Source organism: Aestuariibacter sp. A3R04 (assembly GCF_018860805.1).
Taxonomy (GTDB): domain Bacteria; phylum Pseudomonadota; class Gammaproteobacteria; order Enterobacterales; family Alteromonadaceae; genus Alteromonas.
The window spans coordinates 645,980-668,260 of the sequence record NZ_JAHKQR010000011.1 but is presented as its reverse complement, the minus strand read 5'-3'; the positions used below and the strand labels follow the sequence as shown (position 1 = coordinate 668,260).

Here is a 22,281-nt window from a genome sequence, read left to right as displayed (position 1 = left end):
TTAGTCAGTTCATTGTCACGTTATTGTTCAATTCCCGTTGTTCCTGCAATGCTGTTTGGATCTGTTCATGCTGAGCGTGACCTAGCCGATATTTACACAAACTCGCCACACAAATAATCGCGCCGAATACGGGGAAGCCAAACGTCACCCAGCGGATGGCGTCAAGCACAACATCACTTTGTGCCGAATTTGCCACGTAACCAGAATCGGTCAACACATGGCCCAGTATTGACGCACTAAGGCCATGGCCGATTTTCATCAGTACCACAACCAACGCGATGAAAAGGGCTTCAGAACGGATCTTCGTGTCGCAATTAACCTTGTCTATAACATCGGGCGCCATACCCCAAATAACCGACCACAACCCACCTGCTGCAGCCCCCACTAATAAGCACCCAAGCGTAAAAAGAGCATTGCCATCAGTCACAAAAAAAATAAAAAACAGCACTGATAAAACATTCACCCCATGAGCAGCAATCAAGGTATGATGCTTTTCAAATCGGGTTGACAAATAAGACCAAACCGGCGTCGACACCGTTTGTGCAATAACCATGAGCGTTAACCCCTTGGCAATCAGCGTCTGATCACTAAGGTTATACTTACAGAAATAACTAAAACCCTTCGTGAAAATCGGTACTGTCAGCGCGCAGAAGAAACTTGCAACTAAAATGATAATGGCGTGACTATCGACGATGAGAAACTTAAGCCCACTGATTTGTTGTGACCAAGTCAGCACATGCTGACTTGCATTCACATCCCGCTCGCGTACTGCATACCACGACAGCCATACAGCGATTACCGAAACGCTTGCTGCGAACACGGCAAACTCTTGAAATAAAGTTGCTTGCGCCACGGTAGAAGTGCTGCCGAACAATTCAAAAGCTGCCACGGTGACACACAATGAACCAATTGAACTAAAGAAAAAACGCTGCGTTGCCACGTGGGCTCGCTCGCGACTATTGTCACTGATCCTCGATAATAATGCGTTGTGAGGTAAATCGATTAACGTATAACTTGCTCTAAAAAGTAACAGGCACGCAAATACCGTGGTAACCGGGTTTTCTGTGACCAAAGGCAAATAAAATATGCTCACAAAACTCAGTGAGCAGAGCGGCGCTCCGAAAATAATGTAACGTCCATATTTACCAAAGCGCCGGCTATGCTTTCGATCTGAAAGACACCCAATAAGCGGGTCTAACACGGCATCAACAATCAGCGCGACTAGCACAATAATACCGGCTAAATTAGGGTCGATACCCAGTACATCTGTGATGTAAATTAATAAAAAATACCCAAGAGTATTGGCAACGATATTTTTACCAAAGTTACCACCGGCATAGCCAAGGGATTGAGCGCGAGAAAGTGGACTGGAAGTCACGGCAATTCCAATTTACCTGTGATCACCCGTGACTGTCGCCACAGGTGAAGTATTGTTCCGATCCAATGAGATTATCTGTATTGGATAACAGTTTTGTGACTCCCTCGGCCAGGCTGTTAAAAAGTTTTCCTGGCAAAGAGGCTATGTTCAAAACACAACTGCGACGCCCCCACCACGCCGCCTAAATCACCCAATTCACTGGCAATGAGTTCTGGCACCGGTAATTTGTGCTTATCAAATTGGCAAAAGCCGTCGTTGTTAATATAGGGAAGCCATGCCTGTAAAATATCAAGTGGCAGACGCCCGCCAATAATAATGGCTTGGGGATCCAACGCACGGGCAAGTACTGTTAACGGCTGTGCCAATTGGTCAGCGGCTCTCTGCAGCCAGCTTTTTAGCGGTTCGCAAGTGTCTACTGATAAGTCTCGCAAGTCAGCAAAGTCGTCTGCCTGAATGCCGTGCGAGCGAAGTGTCTTAAGTAAATCAGCCCCTGATGGTCGGGATTTGTCTAAATGTGGAAATGGCGCACCAAACGCACCGGCGTTGCCATTTCGACCTCTATAAACGCGTCTGTCGATAATAATTCCACCACCAATACCATGACCTATGTGGACAAACACAAAATGGTCAAACGCATTCCCCGCGCCAGCGACTGACTCACCCCACGCCGCGCAGGTACCATCATTTTCAATGTAAACCGGATAATCTAGGCGTGACGTAAATGCTGAGAGCAAATCTACGTCTTCAAGTTCAGGAAAGTACACAGCATTCATTTTTCTGCGTGCGTAGGTAAAATCGCCAGGAATGGAAATCCCTACTCCGCAAAATTTTTTCCTGGCAACCGAATTGGGTTTCAACTGCTGCTCTATAAACGCTGAAATAGACTGACATAAAGCATCGAGGGAATGCTGGCTTTTGAGTTTCACTGATTCACTCACCCTGATCCCCCCGGTCCAATCTACCAGCGCAATCTCCATATATGCCCCGGTAAACGTCACCCCAACAGAATACAAAGCGTTAGCATTTAAGCGAATGGTTTTCACCGGTTGCCCTCTGGCCCCCGTAGGCGCAGCCTGATCAACCACCAGCTTTTTATCTAGCAAAGCCTTCGTAAGGTTAGTTGCCTGCACTTTAGAAAAGTTAAGACGCTTAGCCACTTCTACCCGTGTGCTGGACTTTTCCCGCCTGACAATTTCTAAGATCAATCGCTCGCTATTACTTAATTCTAGATGCGGCATGGTGCGCTTTGCTCAGTGGTGCCCTTCACATAGTTATTTAGTGTAGAGCAAATCATGCCTGATCGAAACACTTCAATTAAATTAAGTTAAGCTAACTTAATATTACTGTCACAAATCATCCATATGATGCTCGCATTAAAAATTGATCACATATTCAACAGCTGACAGCTATTCACGGAGACGATTTATGCACACGGCATTTAAGGTAAAAACACTTTCATTAGCGATGGGGCTTGCTTTCACGCATCAATCGTCCTTTGCAGATACAATGCAAGTTGCGCAGGACAGCCAACAAACTGAAGTGGTAACCGTAACCGGTACGCGGCTTCAGAACCAAAGGGCGGCAGCGATAAAATATGCGTCGGACAATATAGTTGATGCCATATCGGCCGATGAGATTGGCGCATTGCCAGATTTCTCGGTAGCAGAAGCCATATCCCGTATAACCGGTGTTTCAACGGAAGACAGAAATGGTGACGCGGAATTCGTCGTGGTTCGCGGTATGCGTTCCGACTTCAACTACTTGTCAATCGATGGCGCTATTGTGCCATCTACCCGTAAAAATGGACGTGCAACGCAACTCAGTGTTATTCCATCAAGTGTGATTGATACCACAACTGTTGCCAAAAGCTTCACGGCAGAAATGGATGCCAACGCAATTGGCGGTAACATCAATGTGCGCACGCGCAGTGCCTTTGATTACAACGCAGCTTACTTCTTCGCGCGCGGCTCGTTGGGTAAATACGACCATGACAAAACCCCTGCCGGCGGCGATTTAAGCTCTCGCGCCAATTTCACCTTTGCTAATACCTTCGGGGAAAATAGTCAATTCGGTGTTGTCGTTTCAGCTGGATACCTAAAATCTAACGGCGATACCTGGTTACCTGGCGTCGCCTACAATGAATACCGTGTACTGGGTGAACGGCTGAATGATGCAGGCGAAACAGAGCAATATACCACCCGACTTTATGAAGAAGGCATTGAAGACAGTGTTGAAATTCCTCACGGTAATCAAACTTACCAGTACAATAATGAAATCGAGCGCAAAGGCGCACTGTTAAAGCTGGAATATCTCAGTAATAACGACGCGCTTTACCTCAGCTTGTCCTCGTATTTATTCACAGAAGATGATACCGAGCAGCGCTGGGATAGCTTAATTTTCCGCTCAAGTGAAGGCACTATTCCTGATAATTTAACCGCCACAACCGGTTTGATTGACAGTGCCAGAACACAGCGCCAGTATTTCTTACAAGGCGATGAGAACACGTTAAAAAGTATGACCTTTCGAGGTCAGTATCAGCTCGATGATGACCAACATATTGATTTTTTGGCATCTAAAGCCACCGGAGAGCGAGAAAACCCCTTTTACCAAATACGCTTTGAAGCAGATGATCGCGCAGCATTTGCCTACAACTATGACAGCAGCGGCGACTACCCTGTAATAAACCTCGTTAATGCAGATAATTGGACGAATACTGAACTTTTCACGCCTGAATTCTATCGCCCACGCCTGGATATTAACGAGCAGGATGCATCGCAACTCAAACTCGACTTCACCCGGAACTGGACCCGTGCAAACACATTTGGTGTTAAAGCAGGTATAAGTCGTCGTACTGACGAACGCTTCCAGGATCAGATCTTCGATCATGATTATCGTCCAAGTAGCGACGGTGCCAAGGCTTACACGCTTTCTAATGTGTTATCAGACGATTTTAACTATTTCGAACCCAATCTGTTGCCGGGCCAACCGCAACAATTTATCGATCCGGCACTCTTTTTAAACTATTTCGATAGTAATCAGAACGATTGGGAAGACAGAAAAAACCAGGTAACAGAAGGGTTAAGTAGTCAATTTATCGTAAAAGAAACTATTGATGCTGCATACGTAATGGGGCGCTACGCAACAGATAATCTTACTCTACTTGGCGGCCTTCGCTACGAGAGTACTGATGTTGATTCAACGGGCGGTCAGCGCTTAAGTGATGACGACCCCACAACGCCTGACTATGTGTTGCGAACTCAATCGGGTTCTTACAACCACCTGCTCCCATCCCTTACGGCCAATTATCAGTTAAGTGATCGGGCAAAGCTCCGGGCAGCATACAGTGAAACTTTGGGCAGAGCGGAATACGGTGATCTCGCCGTACGCGGTAGTCGCAACATTGATGATACGAATCAAAGTATTTCTATTAGTTCGGGCAACACTAACCTTAAACCACGGGAAGCACAGAATATCGACCTGGCCTTTGATTATTCCTATCCCAAAGCCGGCATTGCCATGTCTGCAGGCCTGTTTTACAAAAAAATTGATAACGAAATCTACAACCGCAGAACCACAGAAAGCGTGACTATCGATGGGCTTGAGTATACGCAAAACACTACTCAACCGACTAACGCTACCAGCACTGCATTAAAAGGTATTGAAGCGGGTATGCTCATAAATAGCTTTGGCGGGTTAAGTGAGCAACTCGACGACGTGGGCATATCGCTCAACTATTCTCATATTACCAGTGATTTCGCTATTGAAACGTCAGATGACAGCAAACGTGAATTGTATGGACAAATTCACCAACCCAAAGACATCGCCAACTTAAGTGTATTTTGGACACCATCTCGGTTCGATATCCGCGTTGCGCTACGCTACAAGGGCAAGCGCCAAGTATCTTCTAGTGCGTCGTCTCCCAGTTATGACGAGTTTATCGACAACCAAACATTTGTCGACTTACGGGTGAGGTACAAATTTCAAAACGGGATTAACGTTTCTTTCGAAGGACGTAATTTGTCTGATGAAGCAGAGCATCAACTGTTAAACTCCGGTCGCATTCACTGGACCCGGGATTATGGAAAATCGTTCTGGGTAGGCGCAGCTTACCGTTTCTGATAGCCACGGCGGTGCCCAGACACCGCTTTTTTTTGTTGTGCTATTCACTCGCTGATAAGGAAATACCAAGCATTATGTTCAAGCTACGCACTGTTATATTTTTCATCGTTCTACACGTTTTTAACCCGGCATCTGCCAATAACATAGAAACAATTTTAACCCAGTGGCATTCCCCGTCTGAAGACTACATTTTTGTTGTTGCGCACCGTGCGGCCTTTATGGAAGATGGCCAGATTGTACTGCCAGAAAATTCGCTGCCGGCCATTGAATATGCCATTGAGTTAGGTGTGGATATGGTTGAGCTGGATGTTAGAGCCACCAAAGACGGCCGGTTTGTTATTTTGCACGATGCCACTGTTGATCGCACCACTAATGGCACGGGAAAAATTGCCGAACTCACTTATCAGCAAGTGCAACAATTGCGCCTGATAACTGAAGTCACCGGCGAAGTGACGGCACACCAGATACCTACCCTTGAACAAGTCTATGAGCTTGTTCGGGGCAATATTATGGTAAATCTTGACCCAAAACTCGCGCTAAGCGAATTAAGCGAAACCCTGACGATTGCCCATAAGATGGGCGTGTTAGACCACATAATATTGAAAGGAAAAGCAGACTCGCCCGAACAGCGAAAGGCGATTGAGAAGCTTATGGCCTCCCTGCCCTTTACTGTAGATTTTATGCCCATGCTACGGGACAAAAAAATCTCGTCATTTGACGATATAAAAGCGACTTATACGCAGCTAAGCCCCTCTGCCGTTGAGATGGTGGTGGGTATACCGGACTATGACGATGGCAGCTACTTGACCAAAGACGGCGGTATTCTTTTTTCATCTAAAACCCGCGCCCTTAACCAACAGTTTAACAGCCACTTGTGGATGAACACCCTGTACATCGATGCACTACGGGGACGCTTAGATGCCCTGCAATGGAATGGCGGTCGTCACGATATCCTGGGCCTTAAATACCCGGCGCAGGTGTTTGATTTCTGGATAGAACATGGTGCCACCATTATTCAAACTGATGAACCTAAATTCCTTATCCAATATTTGCAAGATAAGCAAAAGCGAAAGCCGGTAACACTCGCAAATTAACCAGTACAAAAGCAACACCACGTCGTTTCACATTTACTTTATAACGGGATAATTATGAACATACCTAAAATGATACTGGCCCTTTCAGTAGGGCTGATTGCCTCGCACTCGACCATTTAAAAGTGCCCCAAATGCACCAAAACAAAGCAGATTTTATAGGCATACCCCACCGAGGTATATGGGGCCCTAAGCGTATCGCTAACCCCAATCAGCCATTAGACCACTCCATACAGCAAGCTGAAAATATCTTCGGCGCTATTGAAGCCGCAACAGTTGACGCAAAATGCCGGTTTGTAGAAATTGACGTGGCGATGATGGGCGATATTAAAAAAGTTAGCTATGCGGATGCTTATACAGAGGGCGCCGGTAAAACCTGGCAGCTTTTTCTTGGGCACTATTTCATTCAGGCTTAATGCTACTGACCTTGAAGTTCGCCATAGAGCATACACTGACATTAATAGTAGAAGAATCCACGATAGTTACTATCCAAGCAGTGGGGAGAACCCAATTTTGCCAGAGTAAAGGCTTACGCTTTTTTGTCTAGCCTCGAAAACAAAAAACCCGCCAGTTGGCGGGTTTTTATTATTTAGCAAGTAATGAATTACTTAGCGTTTTTACGCGCTTTTGCTTCTTCCATTACTTTCTCAGCTACGTTGTTAGGACATGCAGCGTAGTGACTGAATTCCATTGAGAACTGACCACGACCTGACGTGATAGTACGCAAGTGTCCGATGTAACCGAACATTTCAGACAGAGGTACATCTGCCTTGATGCGAACGCCTGTTGCGCCAGCTTCCTGGTCTTTGATCATACCACGACGACGGTTAAGGTCACCAATTACGTCACCAACGTTGTCTTCAGGGCTGAACACGTCAACTTTCATTACCGGCTCAAGTAATTGAGGACCGGCTTTTGGCATTGACTGACGGAATGCACCTTTTGCTGCAATTTCGAACGCAATGGCAGAGGAGTCAACTGCGTGGTAAGAACCATCGTAAAGTTCAACTTCAACGTCCAGTACTGGGTAGCCAGCTAATGGGCCTTCTTCCATCATAGACTTAAAGCCTTTTTCGATGGCAGGGAAGAATTCTTTAGGTACGTTACCACCCACAACCGTAGATTCGAACTTAAAGCCGGAATTAGTTTCGCCCGGACGGATGCGGTAATCAATTTTACCGAACTGACCAGAACCACCAGACTGCTTCTTATGCGTGTAGCTATCTTCAACCGCTTGAGTGATAGTTTCGCGATAAGCAACCTGAGGTTGACCTACTTCCAACTCAACGCCGTAAGTACGCTTGAGGATGTCTACTTTGATGTCTAGGTGAAGTTCACCCATACCTTTGAGGATGGTTTCGCCAGAATCTTCATCAGTTTCAACCTGGAACGAAGGATCTTCTGCAACCAGTTTACCGATAGCAATAGACATCTTCTCGTTCGCGCCTTTATCTTTAGGCTTAACAGCAATAGAAATTACTGGCTCAGGGAAGATCATCGGCTCAAGTGTACAAGGGTGCTTAGGATCACACAGCGTGTGCCCAGTTTGCACGTTCTTCATACCTACGACGGCAAGAATGTCACCGGCTTGTGCAGATGTCAGTTCTGTACGTTCGTCAGCGTGCATCTCAACCATACGGCCGATACGCTCAGTCTTACCAGTAGCAGCGTTTAAGATGGTGTCACCCTTATTCAGTTTACCAGAATAAATACGGATAAACGTCAATGCACCAAAACGGTCGTCCATAATCTTGAACGCCAGGGCACGGAACGGCTCGTCAACAGATACTGTTGCTACTTCACCGGTAGGCTCACCGGTCTCTTCGTCAGTCAAATCCTGTGGATCAACTTCAGTGGGAGAAGGCAGGAAGTCTACAACCGCGTCCAGTACCAACTGAATACCTTTGTTCTTATACGCAGAACCGCAGTACGTTGGGAAAAATGCCAAGTCACGAGTACCCTTGCGGATACAACGCTTGATGTCTTCTAGAGAAGGCTCTTCACCTTCCATGTAAGCCATCATCAGGTCGTCATCTTGCTCAACGGCAGTTTCGATAAGTTGTTCACGGTATTCGTTCGCTTTTTCAACCATATCTTCAGGAATGTCTACCACTTCGTAGTTTTCTGGCAAGCCAGAGTCATCCCAGATGTACGCTTTCATATCGAGCAGGTTAACAACGCCTTTAAATTCGTCTTCAATACCGATTGGCAACGTCATCACCAGTGGATTAGCCGCAAGAACTTTCTTGACCTGGCCGACAACACGGTAAAAATCTGCACCCATGCGGTCCAGCTTATTAACGAAGATTACACGAGCAACTTCTGATTCGTTCGCATAGCGCCAGTTGGTTTCAGACTGAGGCTCAACGCCGCCAGAACCACAGAATACACCAATACCGCCGTCGAGTACTTTCAGTGAACGATATACTTCAACTGTAAAGTCAACGTGCCCTGGGGTATCGATGATGTTCATGCGGTGATCTTTCCAGAAACAGGTCGTCGCCGCTGACTGGATGGTAATACCACGCTCAGCTTCCTGTTCCATAAAGTCAGTAGTGGTTGACCCATCATGAGTATCACCAATCTTATGAATTCGACCAGTTAGCTTCAAGATACGTTCTGTGGTGGTCGTTTTGCCCGCGTCTACGTGGGCAAAAATACCAATGTTTCTGTAATGAGATAATTCTGACATTAGTTCACTTTCGTTGGTTCAGAGTAAAAAAACGGCCGGATTATAAAGGATTTCAATACCAGATTTATAGTCCTTTGCGAAAAAAGTCTAAAACTTATTCAGCAATTTCGCGCCAAGCCAATGCTTTTATGTTTATAAACATAGAGTTACCATCACAAAAGCAAAATTAACCTTTTATGACAGTAACGGTAACCTCGTCGCGATTGTGGTACAGGTGCCGGACATTTAACTGGTAGTCCTTTGCCTTTTTACCTAATCGCGCTGTTATTTCCCCGATAGCAGCTGTTACGGTGTCGTAGCGTTTTTTCATGGGCAACTTCAGGTTGAAAATAGCATGATCCGCCCAGCCTTTTTCAAGCCATTCACTCATTAGCACCGCTACTCTATCCGGGCGCTCTATCATATCACACACCAGCAAATCTACACGGCCAAATTTCGGCTTATAGGTAAAACCGTCTTCCGCGTAGTGATCCACCAAGCCCGTGGCCATTAGAGATTCATCAATAGTGCCATTATCGATTGCCTCTACGGTCATATCCCTGGCAACCAGTTGATAAGTCCAACCTCCCGGACACGCTCCCAAATCAACGGCCCTGGCACCCTCTCGAAAAATAGAGGCGCGATCATCGTCATCCAACATTGTCAAAATGGCTTCTTCTAACTTTAACGTAGAACGGCTAGGTGCTTTGGGTGGAAATTTCAATCGGCAAATTCCCAGCGCAAATGGACTGCGGCAATCGGGATACGAATGACCCACATAACAATGGTCATAATCGGTGAAAAAAACGTGTAACGCCCGGCCATCATCCCTTTCTTTATAGGTCAACCTGCCCTGCTTGCGCAGACCCTGGCGCAACGGCACAGTAAATTTTCGACAAAACTTGGCCAACGCCTTACCGCGTTCAGTGTCGGCATGTTCGACAAACAACAATGTGTTTTTCCACTCCTCAGAATCGGCCTCGGCAAGAGCGTTTAATACCGGGCCCAAGCGATTGCCTTTGTCAAGCTCCTGTAGATACGCGGTCACAACGACAATCTGACGAGCAAAAATAGTCTCAGACACGGCCAATCGCTGTCCCATTCTGTCAGCGTCACCCTGCCCGTAAAAGTGAAACAGTATAAAACCCTGCTCAGGCGTGAATTCTGGATAGCCGAAAATAGACAATGAAACCGAGAGCGAATTCATTTCATTTGCCGTATCCGACTCGTAACCTGCCCGGCAATAAATCAACAAACTATTCACCGTATCGCCCCTTGGCAATGCCGAAGATCAAGCTGCCCCAGCCAAACATAAAACAAGCGCCGCCAAGAGGTGTTAACGGCCCAACGAAACCCCATTCCAGTAGCGTGAGAAGGTAAATGCTACCACTGAACAAAACAGTGCCGAGGACAAAACACAGCCCGGTGATTTTTAGCAACTTTACATTCACGTATTGCTGTAACGCTGGTAAGCCAAGTAGCGCCAGCGCGTGATAAAATTGATAATCTACCGCGGTATGATAAGCCGTCAACTGGCTTGCCGACAGAATACCTTTTAATGCATGGGCACCAAACGCGCCAAAAATCACAGACGTCAGCGCTGTAATTGCACCGATAAGTAAAAAAGGTCTTAGCATGATAGATGCCTGTTAATAAATGATAGTGCGTGATCAGCGGCGGCAACTAAGTGTTCACTTAAGTGATAACCGCTCGCTTTGCGAGGTTTCAGACTGTGATCGCCATCGGGCATAAAATGCAATGTTACCTTATCGGACAAGCAATATCCCTCAACTTCCTCTTGCGTGCCAAAAGTGTCTCGCTCTCCCTGAATAATACAAACCGGTTTATTGATAGTTTCAAGATGTGCTGTACGCAGTTTGGTTGCTTTCCCTGGCGGATGAAACGGGTAGCCAAATACAATAGCACCGTCAGCTCCAGCGCTTTCAAGCACAAGTGTAGATACACGCCCTCCCATGGACTTCCCACCAATATATACAGGGGCTGATGTCGATTGTGAAACGGATTCCGTCAAGGTCAAAAAATGGGCTTCCATCTTGTCAATTTTATCAGGTGGCCTGCGTTTACCCGACTCAACCATGGTTTGCATATACGGAAAATTGAAGCGAACGACAGTAATTTCCCGGTCGCACAACAGCCTCGCCATATCCCGCATAAAGCCTGACGCCATTCCCGCGCCGGCACCATGACCAAAAATGAACACCGCCTTTTCGTTGTCAGCCCTATCAATGTGGGTACTAAACGTCATATTGTTCCTCTTCAACCTGGGCGAGGATCCAGGTTCTGAAAGCGGCAATTTTACCCAAATCTGCCTGAGCTTCATCACAAACCAGATAAAAGGCGTCCCGACTGGCTACTTTTTCTTCAAAAGGCATTATTAACCGGCCGGCATCTAACTCTGGACGAGCTAAAATTGTATTACCCAATGCAATTCCCTGCCCTAGTGCAGCAGCTTGCAATACCAGCATGGAATGGCTGAACACCGGGCCTTGATTGACATTTACACCAAATACCCCCACGCTTTTGAGCCAGTTTTTCCAGGCGTCCCGACTCATATCGTGGAGTAACACATGGTGTCTCAGATCACTGAGCTTTTGCAATGGTTTAGGCCCACCGAACAATAGTGGCGAGCATAGGGGCGTTAAATACTCAGTATGCAACTTATCGGCTTTAAGCCCGTTCCATCGCCCCTTCCCGTAGTAAATCGCAACATCGACATCATCGGCAAGAAAACCTTCATCAAAATCCACGGCTTTAATTCGAACGTCAATATCGGGGTGAACGGCACTAAACTTACTGATCCTTGGCACCAACCACTGGCTGGCAAAACTGGGGGGCATGGCAACTGTCACAGCGCCTTTACTGCCTTTTGCCAAAAGTCGCTCAGTGGCTTCCTGCAAGCTTTTAAATATGTCCTTCAGTTCCAGAAAGTACGCCTGACCTTCTTCCGTTAACAACAAGGTGCGGTTTCGTCTCAAGAACAATTTCATTGATAAGAATTCTTCCAGCGCTTTGATCTGATGACTTACCGCCGCTTGGGTTACAAACAGTTCATCTGCAGCTTTGGTGAAGCTCAAATGACGCGCAGCGGCTTCAAAGGCCTTCAGGGCGTTTAGCGGGGGTAGACGTCGGTGCACAAACACTCCGTAAGAAGATGACAGACAAATTAACTCTCCATTAGTTTTTCTAATGCAAATGCGACAATTTTATTCGGTTTAAGTATAGTGAAAAACTGTTTACTATTCACTCGCTTTCAAATTAGAGCACTTATTTTCAAGAAGTTATCAACTTCATTTGTAAAAAAAGCGCACTAATTGTTAATTAATGTTAAATTATTTATATTAGGTGTGAAATGACTAAATTCAAAAAATTTATTGGCCAAATGGCCATCATCCTGGCATCAACTACTGCGTATCCAACTATCTCTGAAGAACTTTCTTCAGAAGTTACCATTACACCGGTAATTGACGCTATTGACCTAAGCAGTCTTACCGTTAACGTACAGGAGCAGGTAACCAGTATTCTAACTTCTGAAACCCAACAAGCCATTGCTAAACAGTTGCTCGCCATGAATGAAAAAGAGCAACAAGAAGAGGTGTCTTCAGAAAAATCTGAATAACCTATATCCACACCTGATACGACTGCCAGCCCACTTCCAGGGCTGGCAATCGCCATCAGCGTCCTGTTAGTTCGCGCTTGTATCGAGTAGCGCAAACCCCTTAATCAATTCATCCAACGCTTTCATTTGTTGTAAATACGGCTCAAGTTTAGACAACGGCAATGCACATGGCCCATCGCATTTCGCCTCATCCGGGTTTGGATGTGCCTCAATAAACAACCCCGCTAACCCCAATGCCATACCACTTCGCGCTAACTGCGCAGCTTGTGCTCTTCTGCCATCCGCAGAGGTTGCACGACCACCAGGCATTTGCAACGCATGTGTTGCATCGAAAATTACCGGGGCGTATGCCTTCATCGCATCCATGCCCAACATGTCTACCACAAGATTATTGTATCCAAAACAACTCCCTCGCTCGCAAAGAATGACTTTATCGTTGCCGGCTTCGTTCAGCTTACCAATAATGTGCCGCATTTCGTGGGGAGCAAGAAACTGGGGCTTCTTAACGTTTATCACTGCACCGGTTTCTGCCATTGCAACAACTAAATCGGTCTGCCGGGCGAGAAACGCCGGCAATTGGATCACATCAACCACTTCGGCAACAGGTGCGGCCTGATGGGGTTCATGAACATCAGTAATTAAAGGCACATCAAAGGTGCGTTTTATCTCCTCAAAAATCCGCAACCCCTCTTCCAGGCCAGGCCCTCGATAAGAATTAACAGACGAACGGTTTGCTTTGTCAAAAGACGCTTTAAATACATAAGGAATATTGAGTTTACTGGTCACCTCCTTATAGTGTTCAGCAATTTTCATCGCCAAATCGCGGGATTCCAGTACATTCATTCCGCCAAACAATACAAAAGGTTTGTTGTTGTTAACAGTGATATTTCCAAAGGAAATTTCATGTTTGGAGTGAGTCATAAAGTTGTTCCAAATCTACAAAAACAAAGGTTGCTTAGTCACAGCTACATGAGCAATGGCTGCCAGGCAGACAAGCGCACCGACAAAAGCGGCCCATTTTACCGCCGTGTTACGCCCCAGCTTTAAGGCGACTAAGCCGAGAAAGATATACACAATAAGCCCTACCAGCTTGAATGTGAGCCAGCCCTGAAGAAGCGGATATTGACTCAATAAAACACACAGCCAAATAGCACTTGCCAACAGTACAGTATCTATTACGTGGGGTAAGACTTTAGCCCACGTCTTTTGCAATACTGCACTGTTGTATTGTGACCAAAGAAATCGCAGTACAAAAAGAAACACGCTCAAAGCCACGGCAGTGAGGTGAATATGCTTGGCCATCATATACATTTAGTTTTCCTTATTTGCGACAAATTTATCTGACAAACATTGTTGAATAGCGTCGAATCGGGGCGCGTTTTCCACCAGTAGTTTAACGAGATTGGGGTCAAAATGTCTGCCACTCTCGCCGGTGAGGGTTTTCAACGTCTTTTCAAGTGACCACGCCGGTTTGTACGGACGCTGGTTACGCAACGCATCAAATACATCAACAAGGGCAGCTATGCGACTTTCAAGCTTTATGGCTTCGCCTTGTAACCCAGCGGGATACCCTTTTCCGTCCCAGCGCTCGTGATGTTCTTTAGCCAGTATTGACGCCAGTTGGATAGTTGGGCTGTCGGAGTCTTTTAAAATTTGATAGCCAAATTCCGCATGTTGGCGGATAGCAAAGCGCTCATCTTCAGACAGCTCATCAGTTTTCATCAGGATCTGAGAAGAGACATTGGTATTACCCACATCATGAAGAGGAATGGCCATCCTGAGCGTGTAAACCTCCGTTTCAGACAAACCGGCATAACGACCCAGCAAATCGGCCATTTCGACCATTCGTTGAATATGTCGACTGGTTTGAGTATCGCTGTCCATTGCTCGCCCCAATCGCTCAATTATTTCCCGTTGCGTACTTTCAACGTCCTGGGTTATCAACACGTTTTCAAAGGCCAATTGCACATTATCAGAAAAGAGTTTAAGCATATGCATACTGTTGGCATTAAGGCGTCTTGGCACGCCCGACAAATACAGTACTGAGCCTTTGTGGTGTTTGCTGTAACAATACGCTACCACATAGTCATCGCCAAAAATAATGCGTTTTTCATTGAGTGCTTTAATACACAGTTCATACACATCGGCGGATATACTTTCTTTTAACTGTTGCCCTTCATAGCCTGCATATTCGCCGTTTCCGGCGAACACGAATAATTCGTCCTCAGCCGCATCCGTTTTCAGGGGGCGGGAAACGGCAACAGCATTGGTGATGTATGCGGCATCTTTGGAAAACCCCATGATCGAGGAAAGCTGCTGTATAAGGCCCTGCATGAATTTTTCCAAAGAGCGGGATGTGAATAAATCTGCCGACGCATCTATGATTTTTTCAAGCCCTGCCCGACTTTCCTCAATAACAACGATATCGCGATAGGAACGCAGAGAGGAAATCATCGCAGTAAATAGTTTTTGCGCAGTTAATTCCGTTTTGGATTTGTAGTCGTTGATATCGTAATTAACAATGACGCTTCGCTCAGGAGCCTGACCTGGCTGCCCGGTTCTCAGAATAATGCGGGTGAAGTGATTATCCAGTTCATTGCGAATATACTCGGCAACCTCCAGGCCGGCATTATCTGTTTCCATAACAACATCGAGCAGCACCACTGCCACATCACGATGTTGACGAAAATAAGCTTTGGCTTCCTCTCCGGTATACACACTGACAAAATCGAGGCGTTTATCATCGAGGACAAAATCCCCTAACGCCAGCCTGGTGACCGTATGAACTTCCGGTTCATCATCTACTATGAGTACTTTCCACGTACCCACTACCGACAGTTCTTCCTCACCATCGTCATCCGCAAACAAAAAGTCATCGCTCATTAATTACTATCCGTGATCCTGTTAACAGTAAAAGCATACGCAAAGTGTGCCTATTCGCAAGTATTGCGTTGTCCCATCGTCACCCTGTCTAATCCCGCATAATCCTGAACCGTTTCTACCGCAGTATAGCCGTAGTGAGCAAAGAGTCCGCGAATGGCTTTTCCTTGCTGATAACCATGCTCAAGCAACAGCCAGCCTTTAGCCTGCAAGTAGGGGATAGCTGCACCGATAATATGCCTGATATCCTCAAGTCCATCTTTGCCGGAAATCAGTGCTGAGCGCGGTTCAAACCGCACGTCCCCTTCTTCTAAATAAGGACTGCCTTCCTCAACATATGGCGGATTGCTCACAATCAAATTAAATTGGGAATTGCCAAGGGCACCGAACCAATCGCTTTGCAAAAACTGTACGTTGATAAGCTGGTTCACAATTGCGTTTTGCCTGGCCAGTTGAACTGCGCCAGCGACTTTGTCTACGCCAGTAACGGAAATATCAGGCCGTTCGCTGGCCAGAGCCAGGGCGACGGCGCCTGTCCCCGTGCCTAAATCACACAGACTGGACGCATCTTCCGACAACCGCCCTAACGCGTGTTCAACCAACAATTCTGTTTCCGGCCGAGGAATGAGCGTGCTTGGGTTTACCGCCAGCCGCAACGTCCAAAAGTCCCGATAGCCCAACAAATACGCAACCGGTTCGCCCTGCTGCCGGGCGTTGACGAGATGCTGAAAGTCCACATAAGTACGATCTGACAGGATTTTATCTGCCCAGGTATACAGATATGTTTGATCTTTGCCTAACACATGAGCAAGTAAAAGCCTGGCATCAGTTGAGGGAGAGTCGCTGCCGGCGCTAGCTAAGATGCTTTTCGCCCACGCAAGCGCGTGGGCAATCGTAGGTGACATTACTCGTCTGCCAGCGACGCAAGTAAGTCTGCCTGATGTTCCTGCCGTATAGGGTCGAGCATAGCAGCAAGGTCGCCTTCTATCACTTCGTCTAACCGGTAAAGCGTCAGGTTTATCCGGTGATCCGTTACCCTGCCCTGGGGAAAGTTATAAGTGCGAATTCGCTCAGATCTATCGCCACTCCCCACTAGATTTCTTCGCGTAGAAGCTTCCTCTGCAGCACGCTTTTCCTCTTCCATTTGGTTTAGTCGCGCTTGCAGAACCGACATTGCTTTTGCTCTGTTTTTGTGCTGTGAACGCTCGTCCTGGCACTCTACCACCAGACCTGTGGGTAAGTGAGTAATACGAATGGCAGAATCAGTTTTGTTAACGTGCTGCCCTCCAGCGCCGGAAGCGCGAAAAGTGTCAACCCGCAAATCTGCCGAATTTATTTCAATGGCTTCTGATTCCGGGATTTCCGGCAACACGGCAACGGTACAGGCAGAGGTATGAATGCGCCCTTGAGATTCCGTTTCGGGAACCCGTTGAACCCGATGTCCCCCGGATTCAAATTTCATTACACCGTACACACCATCGCCGGAAAGGTGGGCAATAATTTCTTTAAAACCGCCGTGTTCTCCCTCGTTCTGGCTAACGATTTCCACGCGCCAACCCTGGGTTTCCGCATACCTGCTGTACATTCTAAACAGATCGCCAGCGAAGATAGCCGCTTCGTCACCGCCTGCGCCAGCGCGTATTTCTAAAAAGCAGTTGTGATCGTCATTGGGATCTTTGGGCAATAACAAAATTTGTAGCTCGTCTTCCAGCCGCGCTAAATCTAATTTCGCTTGCTTGATCTCTTCCTGCGCCATTTCCCGCATTTCAGCATCGTCTTCTTCAAGCATTTCTTCTGCCGAGGAAAGGTTTTCCTCGGCCTGTTGGTACGCATTGAACCCTTTTACTACGTTTTCTAGCTGACTGAATTCTTTTGACAGTGCTCGAAACTTGTCCTGATTAGAAATGGTTCCAGGGTCACCCAACAGGGCTTGCACTTCGTCAAAGCGTTCTACCAGGTGTTCGAGCTTTCTGACTACTGACTCTTTCATATTTTTTACCTTATTTTTCTTGCTTTGGGGGCGCAAGATCCATTGCATCACCCAACCATTGAGTCAATGCAACGTCATTTTTTTGTGCAGCTTCCCGCAACACCCGTGTAGGACCATGCATTAACGCGTTAGTCAGCTTGTAAGAAAGCTCTTTCACTACCTCATCGGCAGCGCGACCGTCCGCCAATTGATGCATGGCTCTGGCGAGAAGTTCATCCCGGGATTGCATGCCTTTTTGTCTGTACTGTCGCACTAAATCTATGGTTTGCTGAGACTTTTTCCAGCTTGAAAACTGCGTGACTTGCTCGGCAATCATCTGTTCAGCTTCCCGGGCAGCAACTTCGCGCGATGCGAGATTCTGCTTTACAATATGTTGCAAATCATCAACCGTGTACAGGTAAGCGTCACTCAGTTCGTTTACCTGGGACTCAATGTCACGGGGTACGGCAAGATCCACTAAAAAAACAGGCATGTTGCGACGTTGCTTTAGTGCTTTCTCTACCATCCCCTTGCCAATTAACGGCAACTGACTGGCCGTTGAACTAATGACAATATCAAAATCTTTCAAATGTTCGGGCAACTGAGAAAGGGTTAACACCTCAGCATTTAAGCTTCGCGCCAGCGCTTCGGCTCTTGCCACGGTTCTATTCGCCACAGCAAGCCGCTGCACACCCTGTTCTTTTAAGTGTTGGGCAACCAACTCAATGGTTTCCCCAGCCCCTACCAACAATACCGAACGCTTTGGTAATGCACTAAAAATATGTTTGGCCAATTGAACAGCTGCGAATGCCACAGATACGGCATTCGCGCCGATTTCTGTTTCTGTCCGCACTTTTTTAGCTACGGAAAAAGTGTGTTGAAACAGCCGTTCAAACTCAGTGCCCACGGTACCTGAATGTTTGGCGTCACTAAAGGCTTGCTTTACCTGCCCCAGTATCTGAGGCTCGCCTAAAATAAGTGAATCCAGCCCGCTAGCTACTCTCATCACGTGCCGCACCACATCATCGTGTTGATAAAGGTAGCTGTTTTGTTCGATATCTTCTCTGGCCACGTTGTGAAAATCTGCCAGCCACGCGAAAAGTGTGTCCGCGCCTTCCCCACCGTTAATATAAATTTCCGTGCGATTGCAGGTAGACACGATAACGGATTCTTCCACCCCAACCTGCTCTTTTAAAGACGCCAGCGCGCCCACCAGAGAGTCAGGTGTAAAAGCAACCTTTTCGCGTAGTGCAACTGGGGCTGTTTTGTGGTTAATTCCGAGGGCAGTAAAGGTCATTCATTTTCAAGCTGGCATCGTCGGAGCGGCATTGTACGAAAAAGCCAAAATGATTGAAAGTGTTCCTGAAACTGTGTTCACATAAGAAATCGTCAAATATCACCGGTTTGGCCACCGTTTCAATATCGGGAATGCTTAATAATGAATTTCAGGATTGTGTTAACGTTTGCGGCCGCAGTGGGGTTGAGCGCCTGTACCATCGCCCCCGACGGCCCGCAAACCGCAGTAGATCTCCCTTTGCAGTTAGAGAAATTAAAGAACGTGACCCATTGGCAGATAAGCGGAAAAATGGCAGTCAGAACCAAACAAGAAGCGGTAAGCGCGAATTTGAACTGGAAAACCGATGGCACTGATTTTGATTTTAGATTGTCAAATGTTCTGGGGGTCACCCTGGCCCATATGGCATACCGCGATGGTATCGCCACATTGCGAGCGGATGGCAAAACCTACACTCATACCGATCCGTCAGTGCTTATTTATCAGGTTACCAACTGGGACATCCCCATCGCCAAATTACAAAACTGGATAAAGGGCCTTCCCCTTGAACAGGATAGCTATCGCTTAAACGACAAACAACTGCTGACATCGCTGAGCCCAGGTTGTTCCGCCTGTGGCTTTTGGCAGGTAAACTACGACCAATACAGCAATATAGATGATTTGTGGTTACCCCATCAGTTGACACTGACACAGCCACATCACAGCACTACTATGTTAAAAATTAAAATTAATCAGTGGACAATACGGTAATGCCTCAACAAGTGTGGTGGCCAAGCCCCGCAAAACTCAATTTATTTCTTCACATTCTAGGACGTTATGAAAACGGCTACCATCAACTGCAAACACTTTTTCAATTGTTAAATGTAGGCGATGAACTGGCCTTCAGAATTAACGACAGTGGCAAGATTACGCTGTCTCCTTCTCTAACTGGGGTGAAAGACGAAGACAACCTGGTAGTCAGAGCCGCCCGGCTCTTACAGCAGTACGCCAAGGTAGCCAAAGGTGCAAACATTTTTTTGAAAAAACAGTTACCCATGGGAGGCGGTATTGGCGGAGGCTCATCTAACGCTGCGACTACCCTGGTAGTTCTCAACAAAATGTGGCAATGCGGGCTGAGCACACAAGCACTGGCACGCCTTGGGCTGTCTCTTGGTGCCGATGTGCCCGTGTTTGTCAATGGCGCTACCGGCTTTGCAGGCGGAGTTGGCGAAACCATTTCTCCCGTGGCACTGCCAGAAAAATGGTATGCCGTTATCAATCCAGGTGTACACGTGAGTACTGCGAATATTTTCAGCGAACCGACGTTACCTCGCGACACCCCCGCCATCGCATGGGAAGACTATTCCTTTGACTCCACCCGAAATGACTGCCAATCAATTGTGTGTAAAATGCATCCTGAAGTTGCAAATTTATTACAGTGGTTGGTACACTACGCACCGTCGCGGATGACGGGCACAGGCGCCTGCGTATTTGCCGTGTTTGACAATGAAGCCTCAGCGCAAAAGGTAGTGAATATTTTACCTGAACACTGGAACGGGTTTGTTGCAAAAGGTGTAAATACGTCGCCTTTACAAGAAAAGCTAGAACGCGTGAACGAAGCATCGGACATGAACTAAATTTTGGGGTATAGCCAAGTTGGTAAGGCAGCGGGTTTTGATCCCGCCATTCGTTGGTTCGAGTCCAGCTACCCCAGCCACCACTATTATCAATGCACTGAGGAACCACTTGTGCCAGATATGAAGCTCTTTGCAGGCAATGCTGTCCCCGAACTTGCCCATAAGGTTGCCGAACGCCTTTATACCAAATTAGGTAACGCCAGTGTTGGTCGCTTTAGCGACGGTGAAATCAGCGTAGAAATTCATGAAAACGTCCGTGGCTCGGACGTTTTTATTATCCAGTCTACCTGTGCACCAACCAACGACAACCTGATGGAACTGATCGTGATGATCGACGCGTTACGCCGCGCATCTGCAGGCAGAATTACTGCTGTCATTCCCTATTTTGGTTATGCCAGACAAGACCGTCGGGTACGTTCAGCCCGGGTACCAATTACAGCACGTGTTGTTGCTGATTTCCTTTCGAATGTAGGTGTCGACCGCGTGCTTACTATTGATCTGCACGCAGAACAAATTCAGGGCTTCTTTGACGTACCTGTTGATAACGCGTTTGGAACGCCTATACTTCTGGCAGACATGGTTCGACGAGATTTCGCTGACCCTATTGTCGTTTCACCTGACATCGGTGGCGTAGTCAGAGCCCGGGCCACGGCAAAACTGCTCAACGACGCAGACCTTGCCATCATTGATAAGCGCCGCCCAAAAGCCAACGTATCTCAGGTAATGAACATCATCGGTGATGTTACTGATCGCGACTGCATCATTGTTGATGACATGATTGATACCGGAGGTACCCTTGCCAAGGCTGCTGAAGCACTGAAAAATCACGGTGCACGCAACGTCTACGCTTATGCAACCCATGCCATATTCTCCGGAAACGCGCCAACCAATCTAAAAGAATCAGTGATTGATGAAATCATTGTGACTGACAGCATTCCATTGTCTAAAGACATGCAAGCCATTGGTAAGGTAAAACAATTAACCTTGTCCGAAATGCTGGCCGAAACCATTCGTCGCATTAGTAACGAAGAATCAATCTCCGCCATGTTCGAATACTAAGCCAAACAGATACACCTGCCATATTACTTTTCGGGTGTATCTGCTTTCCTGCGATTTTTTTTCCTTGTATTTTGTTTCCTGTGTTATTCATTGTTCATTCAGTTTTTTAGCGGCACAATAGCGTTTTAGTTTGCTACATGTCAGGGCGTTATGAATCAATTCAGTTTAGCGTTATTCACCTTTGTCACTATTGGTCTAGTCGCTTGCTCAGAGTCTGCTGACTCTGCACCAGAAACTATCACCGACAGCACACAGCAATCGGTACAAGCCGGAGATAAATCCATGGCAACAATGACAATATCAGGCAAATTGATCTATCAGCAGCATGAAGGCGGCTTTTTAGGCTTTATTGCTAACGACGGTGCAAAGTACACACTACGGGGCATAGACAAGGCTTACCGGAAAAATGGCATGATCCTCACACTGTCAGGCTCGGTTCGCAATGACATTATGACAACCAGACAATTTGGTAGTGTTTTCGAAGTAAAGGAAGTGTTGTCTTCCGATAGCAGCCAAGTGACCGAAAAACCGGGTGTCAGCATTATTTAATACGCACGCCGGGTAATA

General features: G+C 46.8%; 21 protein-coding genes and 1 tRNA gene. 9 read left to right on the top strand and 13 right to left on the bottom strand.

The window, feature by feature from the left end; translation table 11 throughout:
• Positions 1–4: 4 nt before the first annotated feature.
• Both KO518_RS12375 and KO518_RS12370 read right to left on the bottom strand, forming a co-directional pair.
• The gene (locus KO518_RS12375) at positions 5–1,378 is read right to left on the bottom strand and encodes a glycoside-pentoside-hexuronide (GPH):cation symporter (protein ID WP_216026124.1); all 1,374 of its coding nucleotides are present in this window, start codon (positions 1,376–1,378) and stop codon (positions 5–7) included.
• Between the two features lie 116 nt (positions 1,379–1,494).
• On the bottom strand, positions 1,495–2,616 hold the full coding sequence (locus KO518_RS12370; protein ID WP_216026123.1) for an ROK family protein: 1,122 nt from the start codon (positions 2,614–2,616) through the stop codon (positions 1,495–1,497).
• Positions 2,617–2,803: 187 nt separating this feature from the next.
• On the opposite strand from KO518_RS12370, the gene KO518_RS12365 reads away from it, so the two are divergent.
• The 3 genes from KO518_RS12365 to KO518_RS12355 all read left to right on the top strand — a co-directional run bounded on the left by KO518_RS12365 (position 2,804) and on the right by KO518_RS12355 (position 7,004).
• Positions 2,804–5,497 (top strand): TonB-dependent receptor, encoded by a 2,694-nt coding sequence (locus KO518_RS12365; protein WP_216026122.1) that lies wholly within the window; start codon positions 2,804–2,806, stop codon positions 5,495–5,497.
• Between the two features lie 74 nt (positions 5,498–5,571).
• Positions 5,572–6,591, top strand: coding sequence for a glycerophosphodiester phosphodiesterase family protein (locus KO518_RS12360; RefSeq protein ID WP_216026121.1), 1,020 nt, complete (start codon positions 5,572–5,574; stop codon positions 6,589–6,591).
• A 131-nt stretch (positions 6,592–6,722) separates the two neighbouring features.
• A complete protein-coding gene (locus tag KO518_RS12355; protein ID WP_216026120.1) occupies positions 6,723–7,004 on the top strand; it encodes a hypothetical protein in 282 nt (93 codons plus the stop codon).
• A gap of 188 nt (positions 7,005–7,192) precedes the next feature.
• Here KO518_RS12355 and fusA read toward each other — a convergent pair whose 3' ends face one another.
• The 5 genes from fusA to KO518_RS12330 all read right to left on the bottom strand — a co-directional run bounded on the left by fusA (position 7,193) and on the right by KO518_RS12330 (position 12,414).
• Positions 7,193–9,280, bottom strand: a complete 2,088-nt coding sequence (gene fusA / locus KO518_RS12350; RefSeq protein WP_216026119.1) for an elongation factor G — start codon at positions 9,278–9,280, stop codon at positions 7,193–7,195.
• 166 nt (positions 9,281–9,446) lie between these two features.
• Positions 9,447–10,523 (bottom strand): 23S rRNA (cytidine(2498)-2'-O)-methyltransferase RlmM, encoded by a 1,077-nt coding sequence (gene rlmM, locus KO518_RS12345; protein ID WP_216026118.1) that lies wholly within the window; start codon positions 10,521–10,523, stop codon positions 9,447–9,449.
• Entirely contained in the window at positions 10,516–10,896 is a 381-nt protein-coding gene (locus KO518_RS12340; RefSeq protein ID WP_216026117.1) for a DUF423 domain-containing protein, read from the bottom strand. Before KO518_RS12340 ends, rlmM begins: the two co-directional genes overlap by 8 nt.
• The gene (locus KO518_RS12335; protein ID WP_216026116.1) at positions 10,890–11,525 is read right to left on the bottom strand and encodes an alpha/beta family hydrolase; all 636 of its coding nucleotides are present in this window, start codon (positions 11,523–11,525) and stop codon (positions 10,890–10,892) included. The genes KO518_RS12340 and KO518_RS12335 overlap by 7 nt, the downstream gene beginning before the upstream one ends.
• Positions 11,515–12,414 carry a transcriptional regulator GcvA gene (locus KO518_RS12330; protein ID WP_216026115.1) on the bottom strand — a complete coding sequence of 300 codons (900 nt, stop codon included), beginning with the start codon at positions 12,412–12,414 and terminating at the stop codon, positions 11,515–11,517. The genes KO518_RS12335 and KO518_RS12330 overlap by 11 nt, the downstream gene beginning before the upstream one ends.
• A gap of 215 nt (positions 12,415–12,629) precedes the next feature.
• On the opposite strand from KO518_RS12330, the gene KO518_RS12325 reads away from it, so the two are divergent.
• A complete protein-coding gene (locus tag KO518_RS12325) occupies positions 12,630–12,896 on the top strand; it encodes a hypothetical protein (RefSeq protein ID WP_216026114.1) in 267 nt (88 codons plus the stop codon).
• Between the two features lie 66 nt (positions 12,897–12,962).
• Here KO518_RS12325 and kdsA read toward each other — a convergent pair whose 3' ends face one another.
• Genes kdsA through hemA form a run of 6 tightly spaced genes read right to left on the bottom strand, consistent with a single transcriptional unit; the run spans position 12,963 to position 19,042 of the window.
• Positions 12,963–13,817, bottom strand: a complete 855-nt coding sequence (gene kdsA, locus KO518_RS12320) for a 3-deoxy-8-phosphooctulonate synthase (protein ID WP_216026113.1) — start codon at positions 13,815–13,817, stop codon at positions 12,963–12,965.
• 15 nt (positions 13,818–13,832) lie between these two features.
• A complete protein-coding gene (locus KO518_RS12315; RefSeq protein WP_216026112.1) occupies positions 13,833–14,207 on the bottom strand; it encodes a SirB2 family protein in 375 nt (124 codons plus the stop codon).
• Positions 14,208–15,779 carry a DUF3369 domain-containing protein gene (locus tag KO518_RS12310; protein ID WP_216026111.1) on the bottom strand — a complete coding sequence of 524 codons (1,572 nt, stop codon included), beginning with the start codon at positions 15,777–15,779 and terminating at the stop codon, positions 14,208–14,210.
• 50 nt (positions 15,780–15,829) lie between these two features.
• On the bottom strand, positions 15,830–16,681 hold the full coding sequence (prmC, locus tag KO518_RS12305; protein WP_216026110.1) for a peptide chain release factor N(5)-glutamine methyltransferase: 852 nt from the start codon (positions 16,679–16,681) through the stop codon (positions 15,830–15,832).
• The gene (gene prfA, locus KO518_RS12300) at positions 16,681–17,766 is read right to left on the bottom strand and encodes a peptide chain release factor 1 (protein WP_216026109.1); all 1,086 of its coding nucleotides are present in this window, start codon (positions 17,764–17,766) and stop codon (positions 16,681–16,683) included. Before prfA ends, prmC begins: the two co-directional genes overlap by 1 nt.
• 10 nt (positions 17,767–17,776) lie before the next feature.
• Positions 17,777–19,042: a glutamyl-tRNA reductase gene (gene hemA, locus KO518_RS12295; protein WP_216026108.1), complete on the bottom strand. Its 1,266-nt coding sequence runs from the start codon at positions 19,040–19,042 to the stop codon at positions 17,777–17,779.
• A 141-nt stretch (positions 19,043–19,183) separates the two neighbouring features.
• Here hemA and lolB point away from each other — a divergent pair, with 141 nt between their 5' ends.
• The 5 genes from lolB to KO518_RS12270 all read left to right on the top strand — a co-directional run bounded on the left by lolB (position 19,184) and on the right by KO518_RS12270 (position 22,263).
• Positions 19,184–19,789 carry a lipoprotein insertase outer membrane protein LolB gene (gene lolB, locus KO518_RS12290; RefSeq protein WP_216026107.1) on the top strand — a complete coding sequence of 202 codons (606 nt, stop codon included), beginning with the start codon at positions 19,184–19,186 and terminating at the stop codon, positions 19,787–19,789.
• Positions 19,789–20,655, top strand: coding sequence for a 4-(cytidine 5'-diphospho)-2-C-methyl-D-erythritol kinase (gene ispE / locus KO518_RS12285; RefSeq protein ID WP_216026106.1), 867 nt, complete (start codon positions 19,789–19,791; stop codon positions 20,653–20,655). Before lolB ends, ispE begins: the two co-directional genes overlap by 1 nt.
• A gap of 4 nt (positions 20,656–20,659) precedes the next feature.
• Positions 20,660–20,735: transfer RNA gene (locus KO518_RS12280), tRNA-Gln, on the top strand.
• Between the two features lie 31 nt (positions 20,736–20,766).
• Positions 20,767–21,714, top strand: a complete 948-nt coding sequence (locus tag KO518_RS12275; RefSeq protein ID WP_216026105.1) for a ribose-phosphate pyrophosphokinase — start codon at positions 20,767–20,769, stop codon at positions 21,712–21,714.
• A 150-nt stretch (positions 21,715–21,864) separates the two neighbouring features.
• Positions 21,865–22,263 (top strand): hypothetical protein, encoded by a 399-nt coding sequence (locus KO518_RS12270; RefSeq protein ID WP_216026104.1) that lies wholly within the window; start codon positions 21,865–21,867, stop codon positions 22,261–22,263.
• Positions 22,264–22,281 lie beyond the last annotated feature (18 nt).